This is a genomic window from Actinokineospora sp. NPDC004072 (genome assembly GCF_053604195.1).
This window is the reverse complement of record NZ_JBSGHB010000003.1, coordinates 136,363-152,629: the sequence shown is the minus strand read 5'-3', so window position 1 is coordinate 152,629 and position 16,267 is coordinate 136,363. Positions and strand designations below refer to the sequence as shown.

Sequence of the window (16,267 nt, the reverse complement as noted above, 5' to 3'; positions counted from 1 at the left end):
CGCGGCGTCATCGCTCGCAGGCTAGGCCGTTGTGGTCGCGGTCTAGGGCGGGGCGGTAGCCGGGGGTGCCTTTGGGGATGGGGGTGTTGCCGGAGGCTCGGGCGGCGGTGCAGTTGCGGTAGTAGGGCTGGGGGTTGGTCTTGGCGCCGGGGGGTTTCGGGGCTGTTGTGGGGTTGGGGGGTGGGGGTGGGACTTGGACGTGGAGGGTGTCTTCGCCTAGGCAGGGTTGGCCCCAGAGGCCTTGGGCGGCGGCGCCTGCTGCGGTGGTGGCGGCGTGGTGGGCTGGGCTGGCGGTGGGGAGGGGTTTGGCCTGGCCCTGGTGCAGCGCCGTTGCGGCGTAGTCGGTGCCGTCGGGGAGGGTGAGGGTGGCGGTGATGGCGCTGATGCCGTCGGCGAGGGGTTCGCGGGGGGTGAGGGTGGCGGCGAGGATGGGGACCGGGTCGACGAGGGTGATCTCGGCGCCGAGGAGGGTGGTGGTGGCGAAGTCGGTGGCGGCGGCCGACCAACAGGGGCCGGGTGGGGCGAGGCCGGCCACCACGACCCGCTCGCCCGCCGAGGTCAGGACGGTTCGGGCGTCGACCACCCGGGACACCGTGGCTTTCGCCGGCGCGGACGGTGCGGTGGGGGCCGGGGGCGCGGACGTGGTGGGCGGCCTCGCGGGGGTGAGCTGTGCGGAGGGGGCGGGCGTGCGGCTCAGGTCGCTGCCCAACCAGACGACGGCGCAGGCGCCGATGACGGCCGTCGCGGTGGTCAGCCGCGAACGGGTCGGACGCGCTGTCCTCATGTGGTCCCCTCGCGCACGGGTGCACTCGTGGGGGAGGTCGACAGGTCGACGACCCACCGTTACTTGAACCGTCAATTATCACTCTAATGGGGTAACCCCGGAGTGCGGTAGGGGTCGGAGGATAGCGTCAGCGCGCGGCGAGGCCCAGCCACAACGCCGCGGCGGCCGTTGCCAAGAACAGCCCGGGGTACAGCAGGTGCGAGTACCACCGTGCCCTTGCGACGGCGACGACCGCGCCCGCGAAGTAGAGCACCAGCCCCACGGCCGCCGCGATCCCCAAGGCGGGCACGGCAAAGCCCGTCAGCAGTCCCGCGGCCCCCGCGGCCTTGGCGATCCCCAGTGGAGCGAGCCAGGAGCGCGGCAGCCCGTAGCGGGACAGGTTCGCCACGATCCACTCGGCACGGACGAAGTCGGCGACGGCGGCGGCGACGTTGGCCGCCGCGGTCACCAGCGTGACGACGACATAGGCGGTGAACACGCCACCAACCCTCCCGAAGCCACCGGGGAGACGTCCAATACCTGCGCCTATAACCTTCCGGAATGGACGTCGACACGCGCCTGCTGCGCTGCTTCGTCGCGGTCGCCGAGGACGGCAGCCTGACCCGCGCCGCCCAGCGCCTCTTCGTCTCCCAGCCCGCGCTGACCAAGCAGGTCAGGCGGTTGGAGGACGGGCTCGGCGTGCGGCTGTTCGTCCGGTCGAGGGACGGGATGGCGCTGACCGACGCGGGCCGGGCGCTGGCCGAGCGCGCCCCGGCGCTGCTGGCCGACTGGGACGCGGCGGTGCGTGCGGCCAGGGGCGCCCGCGTGCTGCGGATCGGGTTCCTGGCCAGCGCGGCGAACGAGGCCACGCCGGGGATCATCGCCTGGTTCGGCCGCGCCCGGCCCGGCTGGCGGGTGGAGATGCGGCAGGCCACCTGGGCCGACCCGACCGCGGGGCTGGCCGCGGGCGACGTCGACGCCGCGCTGGTGCGGCTGCCCCTCCCCGGCCAGGGCGACCTGCGCGTCGCGGTCCTGCTCACCGAGCCGCGCTGGGTCGCCCTGCCCGCAGCGCACCCGCTGGCCGACCGCGCCGAGATCGCCTTCGCCGAGCTGCGCGACGAGCCGTTCGTCGCCGCCCCGCCGGAGACCGGGGCCTGGCGCGACTACTGGCTGGCCGCCGACGAGCGCGACCGCCCGGCGCGCGTCGGCGCGGTCACCGAGCAGCCCGACGACTGGTTGCAGGCCATCGCCAACGGCTACGGCGTCGCCATCGCCCCGGCCTCGGCGGCGCGCTTCTACGCCCGGCCCGGCGTGGTCTACCGGCCGGTCACCGGGATCAGCCCCAGCCAGGTCGCCATCGCGTGGCCGCCGGACGCGGGCCCGGTGGTCCTCGACTTCGTGCGCGCGGCGATCAGCGCCTGCGCGCCGCCCACGACGTAGCCAGGACCAGCGCCGAGGCCGCCACCGCGCCCGCCGCTGCCGCCCCGACCCCGTAGGCGAGGACGGGTTCGCGGACGGTCAGCGCCGACACCAGCAGCCACACCGCCGCGCCCAGCAGCGCCCCCAGCGGCACCGCCGCGACCGGGGCGGCGGGCCGCCGGTAGCCCCGCCGCAGCGCCCTGGCCAGCGACTCGACGTAGGCCAGCGCGAACAGGCCCAGCAGCAGGCTGCCCGCGCCCATCGCGCTGGCCAGCGGGTGCTGCGCGGTCCGGAGGGTGAACGCCTGCACCTGCCCGTCCACGCTGATCTCCCCGGTCGCCGCGCCGCCGACGAGCCACCGCAGCAGCGGCGCGGGCTCACCGGCCTCGACCGAGCCCAGCGGGATGCCCGCCGCGTTGACCGTGAACGACTCGGGCGCGCCGGTGATCGCCACCGGCTTGCTCAGGTCCACCGTGACCGGCCCGCTCACCGGCTGGCCGTTGACGCTGATCCCCGGCACCACCACCGGGTGGTCGACGCGCGCCGACGCCAGGAAGGGCAGCACCGCCATGACGACCAGCGCCAGGCAGGCGACCAGGCCCGGCCACAGCGGCGACGGCGCGGTGCGCAGCAGCTCGCGGGCCGGGCGCGGGCCGCGCAGGGCGTGCGGGTCGAAGGTGCGCGTCGGCTCCGGCGCGACCGCGCGCACCGGCGGCGTCGCCACCGTCGGCGCGTCCGGCCGGGTCTGCTGGGCGATGGCGGTCAGCACGCGCGGCGCGAGGTGCACCGGCACCCGCGCGCGGTCCAGCCAGCCCGGCCCGAACACCGCCGTCGCCGCGCCCGCGATGTCGACGGCGAACGCCTCGGCGTCGCGGTAGCGCAGGGCCGGGTCGCGGGCCAGGCTGCGCATGACCACTGTGGACAGCGGCGGCGGGATGCCGGGCAGCGGCCGGGGATCGGTGAAGACGCGCTGGCGCATCATGCTGACCGCCCCGCGCGAGCGGTCGTAGGGCAGGTCGCCGCAGAGGAGTTCGTAGAGGACGGTGCCCGCGGCGTAGATGTCGGCCGCGGGGGTGAGCGGGTTGCCCATCGCCTGCTCCGGGGCGATGTAGGCGGGCGTGCCCAGCACCTCGCCGCCGTGGGTCACCAGCGTCGCGCCCTCGCTGACCACCTGGGCGATGCCGAAGTCGGCCACCTTCATCACCCCGGCCGCGGTGAACAGCAGGTTCTTCGGCTTGACGTCCAGGTGCAGCACCCCGGCCCGGTGGGCGGCGTGCAGCCCGGCGAGCATGGCCAGCGCGATCGCGCACGACTGCTCGCCGGTCAGCCCCGGCCCGTGGAAGCGGCTGTGCACCGTGCCGCCGTCGAGCTTCTCCATCACCAGCAGGTTGTCCTGCCCGGTGCGCACGTAGTCGTACACGGGCACGATGTGCGGGTGGTCGAGCCCGGCCAGCACCCGGGCCTCGCGGTCGAAGCGGACGTCGACGTCGGGGTCGCCGGGCAGCAGCCGCTTGATCGCCACCGCGCGGCCCAGCGAGCGGTGCACGCCGTCGAACACCACGCCCATCCCGCCGGAGCCGATCTCCGCGCCGATGGCGTACTGGGGCAGCGCCGCGGCCAGGTCGGCGGTCATGCCAGCGGCCGGGTGGTCAGCCCGACGGTGGGGCCGTCGACCGGGTTGGCCTGCGCGGGCAGCGGATGCGGGGTGAGGAAGCCGAGCAGCATGGCGATGCAGGCCGCGCCGAGCACGATCGGGATCTCGACGGCCGGCTCCGGCGGCACCAGCCGCAGCACCGACAGCGTCACCACGGCGACCAGGCCGGTGCCCGCGCCTGCGGGCAGGAACCGCAGCGCGCGGCGGAAGCGGTTGGCGGAGAGCCGGTGCCTGGCCAGCGCCAGCAGCGCGCTGGCCCAGGTCAGCGCGGTGAGCACGGCCATCGCGATGCCGAAGACGCCGTACACCGACCACAGCGAGCCGCGCACGTCGGCGACGGTGTCCACCCCGCCCAGGACGGTGCGGTCCTCGGCGAGGAGCTCGACCGAGGTGGGCAGCAGGCCGATCGCCTGGCCGTCGAGGTCGCGCACGTCCAGCGGGAAGGTCCGGGTGTCCTCGCCGCGCGCGGGCACCTCGAAGGGGATCGTGGTGTCGTAGGCGAAGAACGTCAGCGCCAAGGCCACGCCGGACACGCGGACCAGCCGCACCTGCCGGGCCTGGCCGGTCGGGTTGATGGCGGTGATGGACAGCTCGGCGGGCCGCGCCGGGTCGAAGGCGACGGTGCGGCCGCTGATGCTGCGGCCGTCGAGGGTTGCGATGACCTCCAGGGGCTCGCTGCGCGCGCTCGCGGCCGGGGCGCCGAGCAGGGAGATCCCGACAAGCGCAACCGCGATGACGCCTGCACGTCTCATGGGTGACCCCCGGTTGGTACGGGCCCGGACGAGCCGGAATGCTACAGCCGGCCTGGCGCGGCCGACGCCGCTTCGGGACAACGGACGGAGGATGTGGACCGTGCGCGCAGCAGGAAGCATCGCGGTTGCGGCCGCCGCCGCGGCGGGGGCGCTGATCGGGGGTTCCCCGGCGCTGGCCCAGCAGCAGACGGTGCTGACCGCGCAGGCGGTCCCGGCCAGCGGGCCCGCGGGCGCGGACTTCCGGGTCGAGTGGACGGTCGCCAACCCCGGCCGGGTGTGCTCGACGATCGTCGTGGCCTGGGCGTACGGGGAGTACCAGCAGCAGCGCACCGCCCTTTCGGGCGCGATCACCGTCGCCGTCCCGCGCACCGCGGAGCAGGGCACGCACCCCATCGACGTCCACTGCTACAACGCCAAGGCAGGCACCCGGTTCACGATCCGCGGCGTCGTCCCGACGACAACCAACCCACCGGTCACCACGACGACCCGTCCTCCGGTCACCACGACGACGCGCCCGCCCGTCACGACCACCACCCCTCCACCGACCACCACGACCACACCGCCGACGACCACGCTGACGACGACAACGACCACGACGGCCCCACCGACCACATCGGACACTCCGGTGGTGACGACCACTGAGCAGGAGTCGGCCGACCTCAGCCTGGACCGCCCGGCGATCCAGCCCGGCGAAGCGCTGACGGCCACCGGACAGGGCTGCGCGCCCGGCGCCGCGGTGCTGCTCACCTCCGGCGGCGAGGTGGTCGGGGCGACCACCGCCGACGCGCGCGGTGAATTCACCGCCGCGGTGGAATTCACCCGCGTCGAACCCGGCAGGCACCAGATCACCGCCGACTGCGGGATCGTGCTGACCGGCGCGGTCGACCAACTCGTCACCAGTTCCACCGGCGGCGGGTCGACGGCCTTGGTCGTGCTCGTGTTCTTCGTGCTCGCGGGCGCGGCGATGATCCGCTTCGCTTAGCGATTCCGCTGCGGCGGTAACATTGGGAACTCCTCATTTTCGCGCCTGCATTGCAGGTAGCCGACGATAAAGCAGCGCAGCGCGGGCCGAGAACGGCCATTCGAGCTAACTTCAGGGGCGGACGGCCGCGCTGATCGCGCGCGCGATCTCGCCGACGAATGCGGCCCGCGCGTCGTCGCCGCCCGCCGTGCCCACCATGCCGATGCCGCGGCCGGTCGGGGCGAAGACCGGTGCCATCACGAAGTCGACGCCCCGGGGCAGGCCGCAGCCCGGTCTCAGCAGCAGGGCGTCCTCGGGCCGGACGTGGCTGGCCGCGGCGATGACCGATTCGCCCTGGTGCGGGACGGTCAGCACGGCGCTGGACTTCGTGGTCGCCGCCAGCAGGTTCAGCGGGCGGCGGGCGGCGGGCAGCAGCCGCGGGTAGGGCTCCCACGCCTGGCCGAGGCGGAACAGGCCCGCGCCGACCCGGTAGAGGCCGTCGCGGCGCTGCACCACGCCGAGCGCTTCCAGTTGTCGGAGCAACCGGTGTGCCGTTGATTTCGGCATTCCACAGGAATGGGCGATCCAGGACAGCCCGGCCCCCTCCGTATGGCGCACCAGCGCATCCAAAAGGGTGAACGCGCGGTCGAGCACGCCGCGGTCATTCTCCGCTTTGTTCACGTGCCTCTACCTCCTTCAGGTGGCGGTGCGGCCGAATGTCTTTTGGTGGTCCGGTGAGTGGGACAAGTCGTTCTCCGTCCTGCCGCCGCGGCCGCAGACTACGGCCATGAGCATTTATCGAAGAAGTGTCGCCGCCGCAATCGCCACGGTAGCGATCGCCGCCCCCGCGGGTACAGCCATTGCCCAGTCGGACGAGGTGGAGACGCGCTCGGCGGCCACCGACTCCTCGCCCCAGCGGGTCGCGGGCGACTTCAACGGCGACGGCGCCACCGAGATCGCGGTCTGGCGCCCCAGCGACGGCGTCTGGTACGTGCGCGGCCTGTTCAACATCCAGTGGGGAGTGGCCGGGGACATCCCCGTGGCCGCCGACTACAACGGGGACTCCATCACCGACATCGCCGTCTGGCGGCCGTCCAACGGGACCTGGTACGTGCGCGGGATCGGCAACGTCCAATGGGGCGTCGGTGAGGACATTCCGGTGGTCGGCGACTACAACGGCGACAACCGCGCGGACTACGCGGTCTGGCGGCCCTCCAACGGGACCTGGTACGTGCGCGGGATCGGCAACGTCCAATGGGGCGTCGGCGGGGACATCCCGGTGGTCGGCGACTACAACGGCGACAACCGCACCGACTACACGGTCTGGCGGCCCAGCAATGGCACCTGGTACGCACGCGGCATCGCCACGACCGCCTGGGGTGTCGGCGGGGACATCCCGGTGACCGGCGACTTCAACGGCGACAACCGCAGCGATTTCACCGTGTGGCGGCCGTCCAACGGGACCTGGTACGTCCTGGGCGTCGGCAACGTCCAATGGGGCGTCGGCGCGGACATCCCGGTCTCCGGGGACTTCAACGGCGACAACCGCACCGATTACACGGTCTGGCGGCCGAGCAACGGGACCTGGTACGTGCGGGGCATCAGCACGACCGCGTGGGGTGTCGGCGGGGACATCCCGGTCTGACCGCCTCGGCCCCCACCGCCCGGGACCGGCACGCACCGTGCCGGTCCCGGGCCGTTTCAGCGCAGAGCGGCGAAGACCGGGGCCCACCGCTGCGGGTCGGGCGGGCCGGAGGTGGTCAGGGTCATCCGCTGCACGACGTCGCCGTAGCGGCGGTCGATCTCGGCCGCGGCGGCCGCGGGGTCGCCGACCACGGCGAAGGCGTGCAGCACCTCGTCGGTGATGAGGTCGGGCATCTGCTCCCACCGGCCCCGCTTGGCCAGCGCGTTGAGGTCGTCCTGCAGCTCGCCCCAGCCGTGCAGGTCGAGGACGGGGCGGTAGGCCGGGGTCGAGCCGTAGAAGGCGATCTGGGTCTTCACCTCGGCCACCGCGGCGGCGAGCTCGGCCTCGGTCGACCCGCTGGCCACGAACGACGGGCCGCTGATCTCGAAGCCGGCCAGCGGCTTGCCCGCCTTGGCCCGGCCGCGCTCGACCGCGGGCAGGGTGACCTCGCGCAGGTAGCGCTCGGTGCTGAAGCTGTGGCACAGCAGCCCGTCGGCCACCTCGCCCGCGACCTCGGCCATCAGCGGGCCGACGGCGGCCAGCCAGATCGGCGGGTTGCCGTGCGGGTTGGGGCCGGGGTTGAAGAACGGCGTCATCAGGGTGTGGGTGTAGAACTCGCCGGTGAAGCGGGGCCGCCCGCCGGACTCGAACGCCGCCCAGATCTCCCGCACCGCCAGCACGAACTCGCGCATCCGCGCGGCAGGCCGCGACCACGGCATGCCGAAGCGCTTGGTGATGTGCGGCTTGACCTGCGAGCCCAGGCCGAGCACGAACCGGCCGCCGGAGAGCAGGTGCAGGTCGTTGGCGGCCACCGCGACCGTCATCGGGTTGCGGGCGAAGGCGACCGCGATGCCGGTGACCAGGTCGATGCGGCTGGTCCGCTCGGCGGCCACGGCCAGGGCGACGAACGGGTCGAGCTTGGTCTCGGCCACCCACGCGCCGTCGTACCCGGCGGTCTCGGCGGCGACGACGGCGTCGGCCGCCGCGGACACGGTCTCGGCGTAGCCGCCGGAGTCCAGCTTCATACCCGCTGAGATTACTGTGGGGTATGCCGTTGTACTCCTTCGAAGGCAAGAAGCCGGTCGTCCACCCCACCGCGTGGATCGCGCCGACCGCGACGCTGATCGGCGACGTCACCGTCGAGGCGGGCGCCTCGGTCTGGTACGGCGTGGTGGTGCGCGCGGACTTCGGGCCGGTGCGCATCCGCGAGGGCGCGAACGTCCAGGACAACACCGTCATCCACGTCCAGCAGGGGGTGGAGATCGGCGCGGGCGCCACCATCGGGCACCTGTGCGTCGTCCACGACTGCACGATCGGCCCGGGCGCGCTCATCGGCAACGGCGCGACCATCCAGGACGGCGCGGTGGTCGGGGAGCGGGCGCTGGTCGCGGCGGGGGCGATGGTGGCCCCGGGCGCGGTGGTCCCGCCGGAGGTGGTGGCGATGGGCGTCCCGGCCAAGCGGCAGGTGCCGCTGGAGGGGACGCCGAAGTTCTGGGTCGACCACAACGCGGCCGTCTACCAGGAGCTGGCCCGCAGGCACGCCGCGGGGATCGAAGAGGTGTGAGCCCCCGGCGGGCAGGCCGCCGGGGGCTCACCTAGCGCGCTCGATCAGCAGGGACCGAGGTCCTTCCAGTACGCATAGGCGCCGTCACCGGGCGCCCAGGAGCGGACGTACCAGGTGGCCTCCCAGCTGCGGCCGTTGTAGGACACCTTGTCGCCGGGGTTGTAGAGCGTGGCGGCGTCCCAGGCGGGGATGCCGTCGCAGCCCTCGCCGGGCGGGTCCTCGCCGCCGGGCGGGTTGGACCCGCCGGTCACCGAGTCGATCCAGCTCTTGTAGGCGGTGACGTTCATGTAGATCGCGGGCGCCTGGCCGCAGGTGGCCTGGCCCTGGCCCGCCCGGCTGGTCGCGCCGGTCAGCTCCCAGCGGCCGCCCACGTTGCGCACCGCCGGACCGCCGGAGTCGCCGTAGCAGGCGCCGGTGCCCTGGCGGTCGCCCAGGCACAGCTCCTTGGCCGGGTCGAAGCCCGCGGTGCAGCCGGAGGCCAGCACCTTGACGTCGATCTCCTGCAGGTTGGTCGGCGCGCCGCCGCAGCCGCGGGTCGGGCAGGTCTGGCCCCACCCGATCAGCCGGGTCGCCGCGCCGGTCCCGCCGGAGGACGCCGAGATGGGGATCGGCGCCTGGGTCACCGGCTGGGCCAGCTTGACCAGCGCGATGTCCTTGCCGTCGGAGGGCGTGTGGTTCTGCGAGGCGATGCTGACCAGCGTGCCGCCGGAGTTCCACGTCGTGGTGCCGACGCGGGCGCGGACGAGGCCGCCGACGCAGTGCCGGGCGGTGACGACCCACTGGCTGGTGATCAGCGAGCCGCCGCAGGTGTGCCCCCCGCTGGATTGCAGGGAGACCATGAAGGAGTAGACCTGGCTGGCCGGTCGCCCACCGATGATCATGGGGGCGACGTCGCCGGTGCTGGCGGGCGGCGCCGCGGTGGCGGGCGGTCCCAGGATGACGGTCGCGGCGACCGCCAGGCCCACTGCGATCTTGCCGAGTCGCATGGTTGGCATGTCCTTTCCACCCCGTGTCGCGCCCGTGGGACGCCGGGCGCGGGGGTGCGTGCAGGGTGTGACTATCTGTTACCGGTCGGCTCCGGTACCTCGCACTATGACCGCCTGGCATTACCCCGATCCCATCCGAGGGGGGTATCAATGGGGCTTATGGCAGAGCTTGAGCTGCGGCACCTGCGGGCGATCTGCGCCATCGCCGAGGAGGGCAGCGTGTCCAAGGCGGCCAGCAGGTTGGGCGTCACCCAGCCCGCGCTGACCGCGCAGCTGCGCTCGATCGAGCGCATCCTCGGCGGCGAGCTGTTCCGCCGCTCGCCCAACGGCAGCGAGGCCACCGAGCTGGGCCGCAGCGTCGTGCGCTCGGCCAAGGTGGTGCTGCAGGACATGGCCGCGCTGATGGCGTCGGCCCGCACCGACGCGCCGGTCCCCGGGGAGTCGCCGCTGGTGCTGGCGTCGAGCCCGATGCTGTTCACCAGCGCGCTGATCGGCGAGCTGCGGGCGTGGTTCCGCTGCTCGGAGCTGCGCACCCAGATCGATTCCTCCGGGCCCGCGCTGCTGGACCTGGTCGTGGCCAAGCAGGCCGACCTGGCGATCTTCGAGCGGTTCGAGGGGCTGGAGCAGCGCTCGCTGCCGGACGTGGAGATCCGCGCGATCGTCGAGGAGCCGCAGTTCGTCGCCCTGGCCGCCGACCACCCGCTGGCCGCCGAGGAGCAGGTGGACCTGGTCGACCTGGCGGACATGGACTGGGTGGTGCCGCCCCCGGACCAGGACGCGATGCGGCTGCGCTTCCGCGAGGTCTGCGAGTCGGTCGGCTTCACCCCGCGCATCACCCACCACGTGACCGAGGCGCGCACGGCGATGGCGCTCTGCGCGGCGGGCGCGGTCTGCCTGGCCCAGCCCGCCTCCCTGAGCGGCCCGGGCTTCGTCATCCGCCCGCTGAAGGGCAGCCCGCTGCGCCTGCCGGTCGTGCTGGTGACCCGCTCCGACGGGCTGCTCGCGGGCCGCAAGCACGAGGTCTTCGCCTGCGTGGCCCACGCCTACCGGTCCATCGTGGACCGCAACCCGCGCTACGCCCGCTGGTGGGGCGAGCACCCCGAGGCCCACGCCGACCTCGACGCCGCGCTCGCCCTGCCCCGGCCGAGCAGGCCGAAGTAGCTAGTTCTTGACCGCCTTGAGCGTCCACACCACGGTCATCTCGGCGGTGGTCACGCCCTCGGCGTTGCGGATCACGCAGTCGACGGGCAGCTCGGGGCGGACGCCTGCGTCCAGCTCGGCGAGGGCCTCCGCGGGTGGCCGGGTGGGCACGGCCTCGGCGGTGAGCGGGCCGATGGCCAGCTTGCGGTAGCGGATCTCCGAGCGCACGACCAGCGGCGTGGCCCGGCCCATGTGCTCGGCGAAGGCCGCCAGCGCGACCGCGCCCGACGCGGTCTCGGCCAGGCCGAACATCACCGCGGCGTGCGGCCCGCCCGCGTGGTTGCGCTGGTCGGGGCGGTCGGGCAGGGAGCACACCACGCGCGTGGGCTCCACGGAGTCGAACGCGACGCTCGCGGTCTTGACCCAGGGGACGGTGCTGCTGATCGTCTCGGCCACCCAGCCGTAGTCGGTGCTCATGGGGCCACATTACCCGTCGGTAACTTCGGGGTGCGGGTCAGCTCACAGGAAATCGGTTTGTCTTCGATCGTGCTCACCCGGCATGCTTGTATCGATCAACTAATTGGGTGATGCAAGCAATGGGGTGTGCGCCGTGGCCGACACCGAGCTGACCGAGGCCGAGCTGGCGAACGGCAGGCGACTGGCCTCCGTCCTCTTCGCCTTCGGCAAGCAGCAGGCCACCGTCGCCGCGCGGCTGAGCCGAGCCGGGGTCGACCGCTCGGCCATCGTGCTGCTGAAGAACCTCGTGGCCCTGGGGCCCGCGCGGCTCAGCACGCTGGCCGAGGCCGTGCACTCCGACCCGTCGACGGTCTCCCGGCAGGTGACCGCGCTGGTGAAAGAGGGCCTGGTCGCGCGCACCGCCGACCCCGACGACGGCCGGGCCAGCCTGCTGGTGCCCACGGCCGAGGGGCTGGCCGTGCTGGAGCGGCAGCGGGCGCGCTTCGCGCTCTCCATCGCCCGGATGGTCCGCGGTTGGGACCCGCACGACCTCGACACCTTCGTCGAGCTGTTCGAGCGGTTCATCACCGACCACGAGAAGTACATGCCTAACTTGATAGCTGAATGTGGGGGAAACCGTGTCAACGACCGAACCGAGCACCAGTAGCGGCGGCCTGAGCCACCGCCAGATCCTGGTGATCCTGTCCGGGCTCATGCTGGGCATGCTGCTCGCCGCGCTCGACCAGACCATCATGTCCTCGGCGATGAAGACCATCGCCGACCAGCTGCACGGCCAGACCATCCAGGCCTGGGCCACCACGGCCTACCTGATCACCGCGACCATCTCCACCCCGCTCTACGGCAAGCTCTCCGACATCCTCGGGCGCAAGCCGATGTACCTGACCGCGATCTCGGTCTTCCTCATCGGCTCGGTGCTCTGCGGCATCGCCGACTCGATGTACGAGCTCGCCGCCTACCGCGCGGTGCAGGGCCTGGGCGCCGGTGGTCTGATGTCGCTGGCGCTGGCGATCATCGCCGACATCACCTCGCCCCGGGAGCGGGGCCGCTACCAGGGCTACTTCATGGCGGTCTGGGGTCTGTCCAGTGTGGCCGGACCGGTGGTCGGCGGCTTCTTCGCGGGCATCGACACCGTCGCCGGGTTCGACGGGTGGCGCTGGGTCTTCCTGATCAACGTGCCGATCGCGCTCGTCGCGCTGTTCGTGGTCGCCCGCCACCTCAACGTGCCGCACCAGCGCGTGCCGCAGAAGGTCGACTACCTGGGCGCGATCACCCTGACCGTCGGCCTGGTCCCGCTGCTGATCGTGGCCGAGCAGGGCCGGGAGTGGGGGTGGGCCTCGCCCGCCGCGCTGACCGCCTACGCCGTCGGCGTGGTCGGCCTGGCCGCCTTCGTGGTCGTCGAGCGGCGGATGGGCGACGCGGCGCTGCTGCCGCTGCGGCTGTTCCGCAGGCCGGTGTTCACCGTGGCCAACCTGGTCAACTTCATCATGGGCATGGGCATGTTCGGCGCCATGATGTCGCTGCCGCTGTACCTGCAGATCGTCAAGGGCGCCAGCCCGACCGAGTCCGGGCTGATGACCCTGCCGCTGACCTTCGGCATCATCGTCTCGGCGATGGCCAGCGGGCAGGCGATCGCCCGCACCGGCCGCTACCGGGTCTACCCGATCCTGGGCCTGGGCCTGACCACGGTCTCGCTGATCGGCTTCGCCACGATCGGGGTCGACACCCCGCTCTGGACGACCATGCTCCTCATGGTCGTCATCGGCGCCGGGCTCGGCCTGTGCATGCAGACGCTGATCCTGGCCATCCAGAACGACGTCCCGGTGCGGGACATGGGCGTGGCCACCTCGGCGGGCACGTTCTTCCGGTCCATCGGCGGCACGGTCGGCACGGCCACCTTCCTGTCGATCCTGTTCAGCGTCGTCGGCGGGCGCATCCAGGGCTCGATCGAGGCCGCGCGCACCGACCCGGCGTTCCTGGCGGCGCTGCAGCAGAACCCGCAGTTCACCCCCGGGCAGATCGACCTGAACAACACCGCCTTCCTCGGCGAGCTCGACCCGGCGCTGGCCCGGCCCATCCTGGTGGGCTTCGCCGACGCGCTGAGCACGGTGTTCCTCGTCGGGGGCATCGTGATGGCGGTGGCCTTCGCCGCGGTCTGGTTCCTCAAGGAGGTGCCGCTGGCCGACAAGTCCGGCATCCAGCGGGCCGCCGAGGACGCCGAGAAGGTCCCCGCGATCGCCCATTGAGCCGAGCGGCCCGTGGTCCCCTGCGCCCAGCGGGGGACCACGGTTTCGCTTCCGGGTGGTCTCGCAAAGGCAACAGCCGTGCACCCAGCGTGCCCCCATCTGGGATAGTGGGCACCGACATTTGGGGGTGCCGTGCGCGTCGTCCTCGCCATCTTCCTGGTGGGCGGTCTGGTGATCGCCTTGGCGTACATCGTGGGCGGCCGATCGCAGACCCCGGGGCCGCCCGCGGCCATCGGCATGCCCGAACCGACCGCCCAGCCCGCGGGCCCGACCAGCGCCCCCGGCCTGGAGCCGGAGTGCCCGGCGGGGATCGGACCCGAGCAGATCGCGCCGGTGCCCGCCGACGTCCAAGCGGGCGTCGACCGGGCGTGGGAGCGCATCGAGCGCTGGCTGACCGACAGCGTGCCCGCGGGCGTCGTCTGGAACCCGCCCGCCGACGACGTCGCCATCGTGCGCGCCCAGCGCGCCGCGGGCGCGGCCTTCCCGCCCGACCTCGTGGCCAGCCTGCGCAGGCACGACGGCGTGCGGGCGGCGGGCTTCACCTTCGCCCCGTTCTACGCCCCGATGTCCACCGGCGAGATCGCCGCCGACGCGGCCAAGCTCTGCGCCGCCGACAGCGGCTGGGACGGCGACGGCATCCCCATCGCCCGGGACAACGGCGGCTGGTACCTCTACCTCGACGCGGCGGGCCAGGTCCGCGAGCACACGCCGGGGGCGGAGGGCGGCGTCGCGGCGCAGTCCTACACCCGGCTGCTGGAGGCCACCGCCGACGTGCTGGAGGGCCGCGGCACGACCGCCGCGGCGGAGGCCCGCTACCGGCCCGTCGTGGACGCCGACGGGCTGCTGGGCTGGCGGCTGCGCTGACCGCGCCTGCCGCACCGGCGTGCGGCAGGCCCGGTCCCGGCTAGTGCTCCGCGGGGGCTTCCTTCAGCCGCGCGTAGGAGCGCACGATCTCGGCCTCGGCCTCGGCCCGGCCGACCCAGCTGGCGCCCTCGACGCTCTTGCCCGGCTCCAGGTCCTTGTAGACCTCGAAGAAGTGCTGGATCTCCAGCCGGTGGAACTCGGCGAGGTGGTGGATGTCGCGCAGGTGCTCGGTGCGCGGGTCGTTGGCGGGGACGCAGAGGACCTTGTCGTCGCCGCCCTTCTCGTCGGTCATGCGGAACATGCCGATCGCCCGGGCGCTGATCAGGCAGCCCGGGAAGGTGGGCTCCTGGACCAGCACCAGCGCGTCCAGCGGGTCGCCGTCCTCGCCGAGGGTGTTCTCCACGAACCCGTAGTCGGCCGGGTACTGGGTGGCGGTGAACAGCGTCCGGTCGAGCCGCAGCCGCCCGGTGACGTGGTCCACTTCGTACTTGTTCCGGCTCCCCTTGGGGATCTCGATCGTGACGTCGAACTCCACGCCGTTCCTCGCTCGTCTCGGCAGCCTTCGTTGAGGCCTTAGTGTGGACCACGGTATTCCGGCGGCCCGCACGTGCGGTGGGCGGCCGACCACGGGGGTCCCGGGGAGGCGGACAGGTGCGCGACTCATCGTCGGCGGATCGCGGCAGAGCGCCCGAAAGCGGTCCTGACCAGGGCGGGAGCCCGGACTCGGCGGACCTGGAGCTGCCCACCCCCGACCCGGGCCCCTGGCCGGGCGACGACACCGACGACCCGACCACGCCCGCCGTTGCCCACCCATTACGTGACGAGTCCCACGTCCCGGGCGAGCTCACACCCCCGGGTGAACCGGAATGGCCCGCGGAGGAACCCGGCCCAACCGAGCAACTCCCCACCCCACCCGCCGCCCCCACCAAGCTCATCCACCCGCTCCCGCCCACCCCGAAACCGTCCCCTGAGGACACCGACCCGGACCTCCCCGCGACGGAGGACCCCGAGCAGGCCGAGGCCGCGCAGACCGACTCCTGGTTCGACCGGGCCGAGCAGGCTCCTGACCGCGCCCAGCAGGCGGAGCCTCCGGCCGATCGCGCCCAGCAGGTCGGGCCGTCGTCCGACGGCGGTGAGCAGGTGGGGTCTCGGTCTGACCGTGGTGAGCAGGTCGGGCCAGCGTCCGACGGTGGCGAGCGGGTCGGGCCTTGGTCTGATCGCGCCCAGCAGGTCGGGCCGTCGTCTGACGGTGGGGAGCGGGTCGGGTCTCGGTCTGATCGCGCGCAGCAGGTCGGGCCGGTGTCCGACGGTGGCGAGCAGGTGGGATCTCGGCCTGACCGTGGGGAGCAGGTGGGGTCTCGGTCTGACCGTGGGGAGCAGGCTGGCTCGTCCGCTCGTGGGCTGGACTCGAGCGGTGAGCGCACCACGTTCGTCCGGCCGGTAGGCGAGTCGCGGACCGGCGAGGAGACCACCTTCATTCGGCCCGCCGACACCCCGGCGGGCCGTGGACGGGGTGAGGAAACCGTCGCGCTCACCCGCCGTCCCTCGGGCGAGCCGCGGGGGGATGGCGCCCAGCGGGACGACTCGCAGGGGTTGCGCAAGCCGGACGGGGATGCCCAGCAGACCGAGCGGGCGGGTGGTCCGCGGCGGCAGCCGGAGGGCGGCCCGCAGCCGGGTGACCTGCGGCGGCAGCCGGGTGGCCCGCACCAGGGCGAGCGGCAGGCCGCCGGTCCGCTCGACCAGCGGCGGCCGGGAGGCCC

General features: G+C 73.3%; 17 protein-coding genes and 1 pseudogene. 8 read left to right on the top strand and 10 right to left on the bottom strand.

What is annotated here, in order from left to right:
• Window positions 1-7: 7 nt before the first annotated feature.
• Both ACWEPX_RS05515 and ACWEPX_RS05510 read right to left on the bottom strand, forming a co-directional pair.
• The gene (locus ACWEPX_RS05515) at window positions 8-784 is read right to left on the bottom strand and encodes an excalibur calcium-binding domain-containing protein (protein WP_451895885.1); all 777 of its coding nucleotides are present in this window, start codon (window positions 782-784) and stop codon (window positions 8-10) included.
• A 127-nt stretch (window positions 785-911) separates the two neighbouring features.
• Window positions 912-1,262: a DoxX family protein gene (locus ACWEPX_RS05510; RefSeq protein WP_451895884.1), complete on the bottom strand. Its 351-nt coding sequence runs from the start codon at window positions 1,260-1,262 to the stop codon at window positions 912-914.
• A gap of 62 nt (window positions 1,263-1,324) precedes the next feature.
• Between ACWEPX_RS05510 and ACWEPX_RS05505 the strand changes: the two genes are divergently transcribed.
• A complete protein-coding gene (locus tag ACWEPX_RS05505; protein ID WP_451895883.1) occupies window positions 1,325-2,203 on the top strand; it encodes a LysR family transcriptional regulator in 879 nt (292 codons plus the stop codon).
• Here ACWEPX_RS05505 and ACWEPX_RS05500 read toward each other — a convergent pair.
• The gene (locus ACWEPX_RS05500) at window positions 2,175-3,815 is read right to left on the bottom strand and encodes a serine/threonine-protein kinase (RefSeq protein WP_451895882.1); all 1,641 of its coding nucleotides are present in this window, start codon (window positions 3,813-3,815) and stop codon (window positions 2,175-2,177) included. The genes ACWEPX_RS05505 and ACWEPX_RS05500 overlap by 29 nt on opposite strands.
• A complete protein-coding gene (locus ACWEPX_RS05495) occupies window positions 3,812-4,588 on the bottom strand; it encodes a hypothetical protein (protein ID WP_451895881.1) in 777 nt (258 codons plus the stop codon). The genes ACWEPX_RS05500 and ACWEPX_RS05495 overlap by 4 nt, the downstream gene beginning before the upstream one ends.
• 100 nt (window positions 4,589-4,688) lie before the next feature.
• Here ACWEPX_RS05495 and ACWEPX_RS05490 point away from each other — a divergent pair, with 100 nt between their 5' ends.
• Window positions 4,689-5,570, top strand: coding sequence for a hypothetical protein (locus tag ACWEPX_RS05490; RefSeq protein ID WP_451895880.1), 882 nt, complete (start codon window positions 4,689-4,691; stop codon window positions 5,568-5,570).
• A 111-nt stretch (window positions 5,571-5,681) separates the two neighbouring features.
• Here the strand turns inward: ACWEPX_RS05490 and ACWEPX_RS05485 are convergent, their stop codons facing one another.
• Window positions 5,682-6,092, bottom strand: coding sequence for a transcriptional regulator, IclR family protein (locus tag ACWEPX_RS05485; RefSeq protein ID WP_451896167.1), 411 nt, complete (start codon window positions 6,090-6,092; stop codon window positions 5,682-5,684).
• A gap of 18 nt (window positions 6,093-6,110) precedes the next feature.
• Window positions 6,111-6,167 (bottom strand): annotated as a pseudogene (locus ACWEPX_RS05480) (hypothetical protein); the annotation flags it as partial.
• A gap of 259 nt (window positions 6,168-6,426) precedes the next feature.
• Here ACWEPX_RS05480 and ACWEPX_RS05475 point away from each other — a divergent pair.
• On the top strand, window positions 6,427-7,194 hold the full coding sequence (locus ACWEPX_RS05475; RefSeq protein ID WP_451895879.1) for a VCBS repeat-containing protein: 768 nt from the start codon (window positions 6,427-6,429) through the stop codon (window positions 7,192-7,194).
• Window positions 7,195-7,250: 56 nt separating this feature from the next.
• Here the strand turns inward: ACWEPX_RS05475 and ACWEPX_RS05470 are convergent, their stop codons facing one another.
• Window positions 7,251-8,258: a TIGR03617 family F420-dependent LLM class oxidoreductase gene (locus ACWEPX_RS05470; RefSeq protein ID WP_451895878.1), complete on the bottom strand. Its 1,008-nt coding sequence runs from the start codon at window positions 8,256-8,258 to the stop codon at window positions 7,251-7,253.
• A 23-nt stretch (window positions 8,259-8,281) separates the two neighbouring features.
• On the opposite strand from ACWEPX_RS05470, the gene ACWEPX_RS05465 reads away from it, so the two are divergent.
• Window positions 8,282-8,797, top strand: a complete 516-nt coding sequence (locus ACWEPX_RS05465; RefSeq protein WP_451895877.1) for a gamma carbonic anhydrase family protein — start codon at window positions 8,282-8,284, stop codon at window positions 8,795-8,797.
• 44 nt (window positions 8,798-8,841) lie between these two features.
• Here the strand turns inward: ACWEPX_RS05465 and ACWEPX_RS05460 are convergent, their stop codons facing one another.
• A complete protein-coding gene (locus ACWEPX_RS05460; protein WP_451895876.1) occupies window positions 8,842-9,792 on the bottom strand; it encodes a trypsin-like serine protease in 951 nt (316 codons plus the stop codon).
• A 150-nt stretch (window positions 9,793-9,942) separates the two neighbouring features.
• Here ACWEPX_RS05460 and ACWEPX_RS05455 point away from each other — a divergent pair, with 150 nt between their 5' ends.
• Window positions 9,943-10,944: a LysR family transcriptional regulator gene (locus ACWEPX_RS05455; RefSeq protein ID WP_451895875.1), complete on the top strand. Its 1,002-nt coding sequence runs from the start codon at window positions 9,943-9,945 to the stop codon at window positions 10,942-10,944.
• Here ACWEPX_RS05455 and ACWEPX_RS05450 read toward each other — a convergent pair whose 3' ends face one another.
• Window positions 10,945-11,400, bottom strand: a complete 456-nt coding sequence (locus ACWEPX_RS05450; RefSeq protein ID WP_451895874.1) for a DUF4442 domain-containing protein — start codon at window positions 11,398-11,400, stop codon at window positions 10,945-10,947.
• A 133-nt stretch (window positions 11,401-11,533) separates the two neighbouring features.
• Between ACWEPX_RS05450 and ACWEPX_RS05445 the strand changes: the two genes are divergently transcribed.
• The 3 genes from ACWEPX_RS05445 (at window position 11,534) to ACWEPX_RS05435 (ending at window position 14,507) form a co-directional block, all read left to right on the top strand.
• Window positions 11,534-12,046: a MarR family winged helix-turn-helix transcriptional regulator gene (locus ACWEPX_RS05445; protein WP_451895873.1), complete on the top strand. Its 513-nt coding sequence runs from the start codon at window positions 11,534-11,536 to the stop codon at window positions 12,044-12,046.
• Window positions 12,006-13,643, top strand: a complete 1,638-nt coding sequence (locus ACWEPX_RS05440) for an MDR family MFS transporter (protein ID WP_451895872.1) — start codon at window positions 12,006-12,008, stop codon at window positions 13,641-13,643. The genes ACWEPX_RS05445 and ACWEPX_RS05440 overlap by 41 nt, the downstream gene beginning before the upstream one ends.
• A 132-nt stretch (window positions 13,644-13,775) precedes the next feature.
• Complete coding sequence (locus tag ACWEPX_RS05435; protein ID WP_451895871.1) at window positions 13,776-14,507, top strand: SMI1/KNR4 family protein; 732 nt, start codon at window positions 13,776-13,778, stop codon at window positions 14,505-14,507.
• 40 nt (window positions 14,508-14,547) lie between these two features.
• On the opposite strand, the gene ACWEPX_RS05430 is transcribed toward ACWEPX_RS05435, so the two are convergent.
• Window positions 14,548-15,042, bottom strand: coding sequence for an inorganic diphosphatase (locus tag ACWEPX_RS05430; protein ID WP_451895870.1), 495 nt, complete (start codon window positions 15,040-15,042; stop codon window positions 14,548-14,550).
• Window positions 15,043-16,267 lie beyond the last annotated feature (1,225 nt).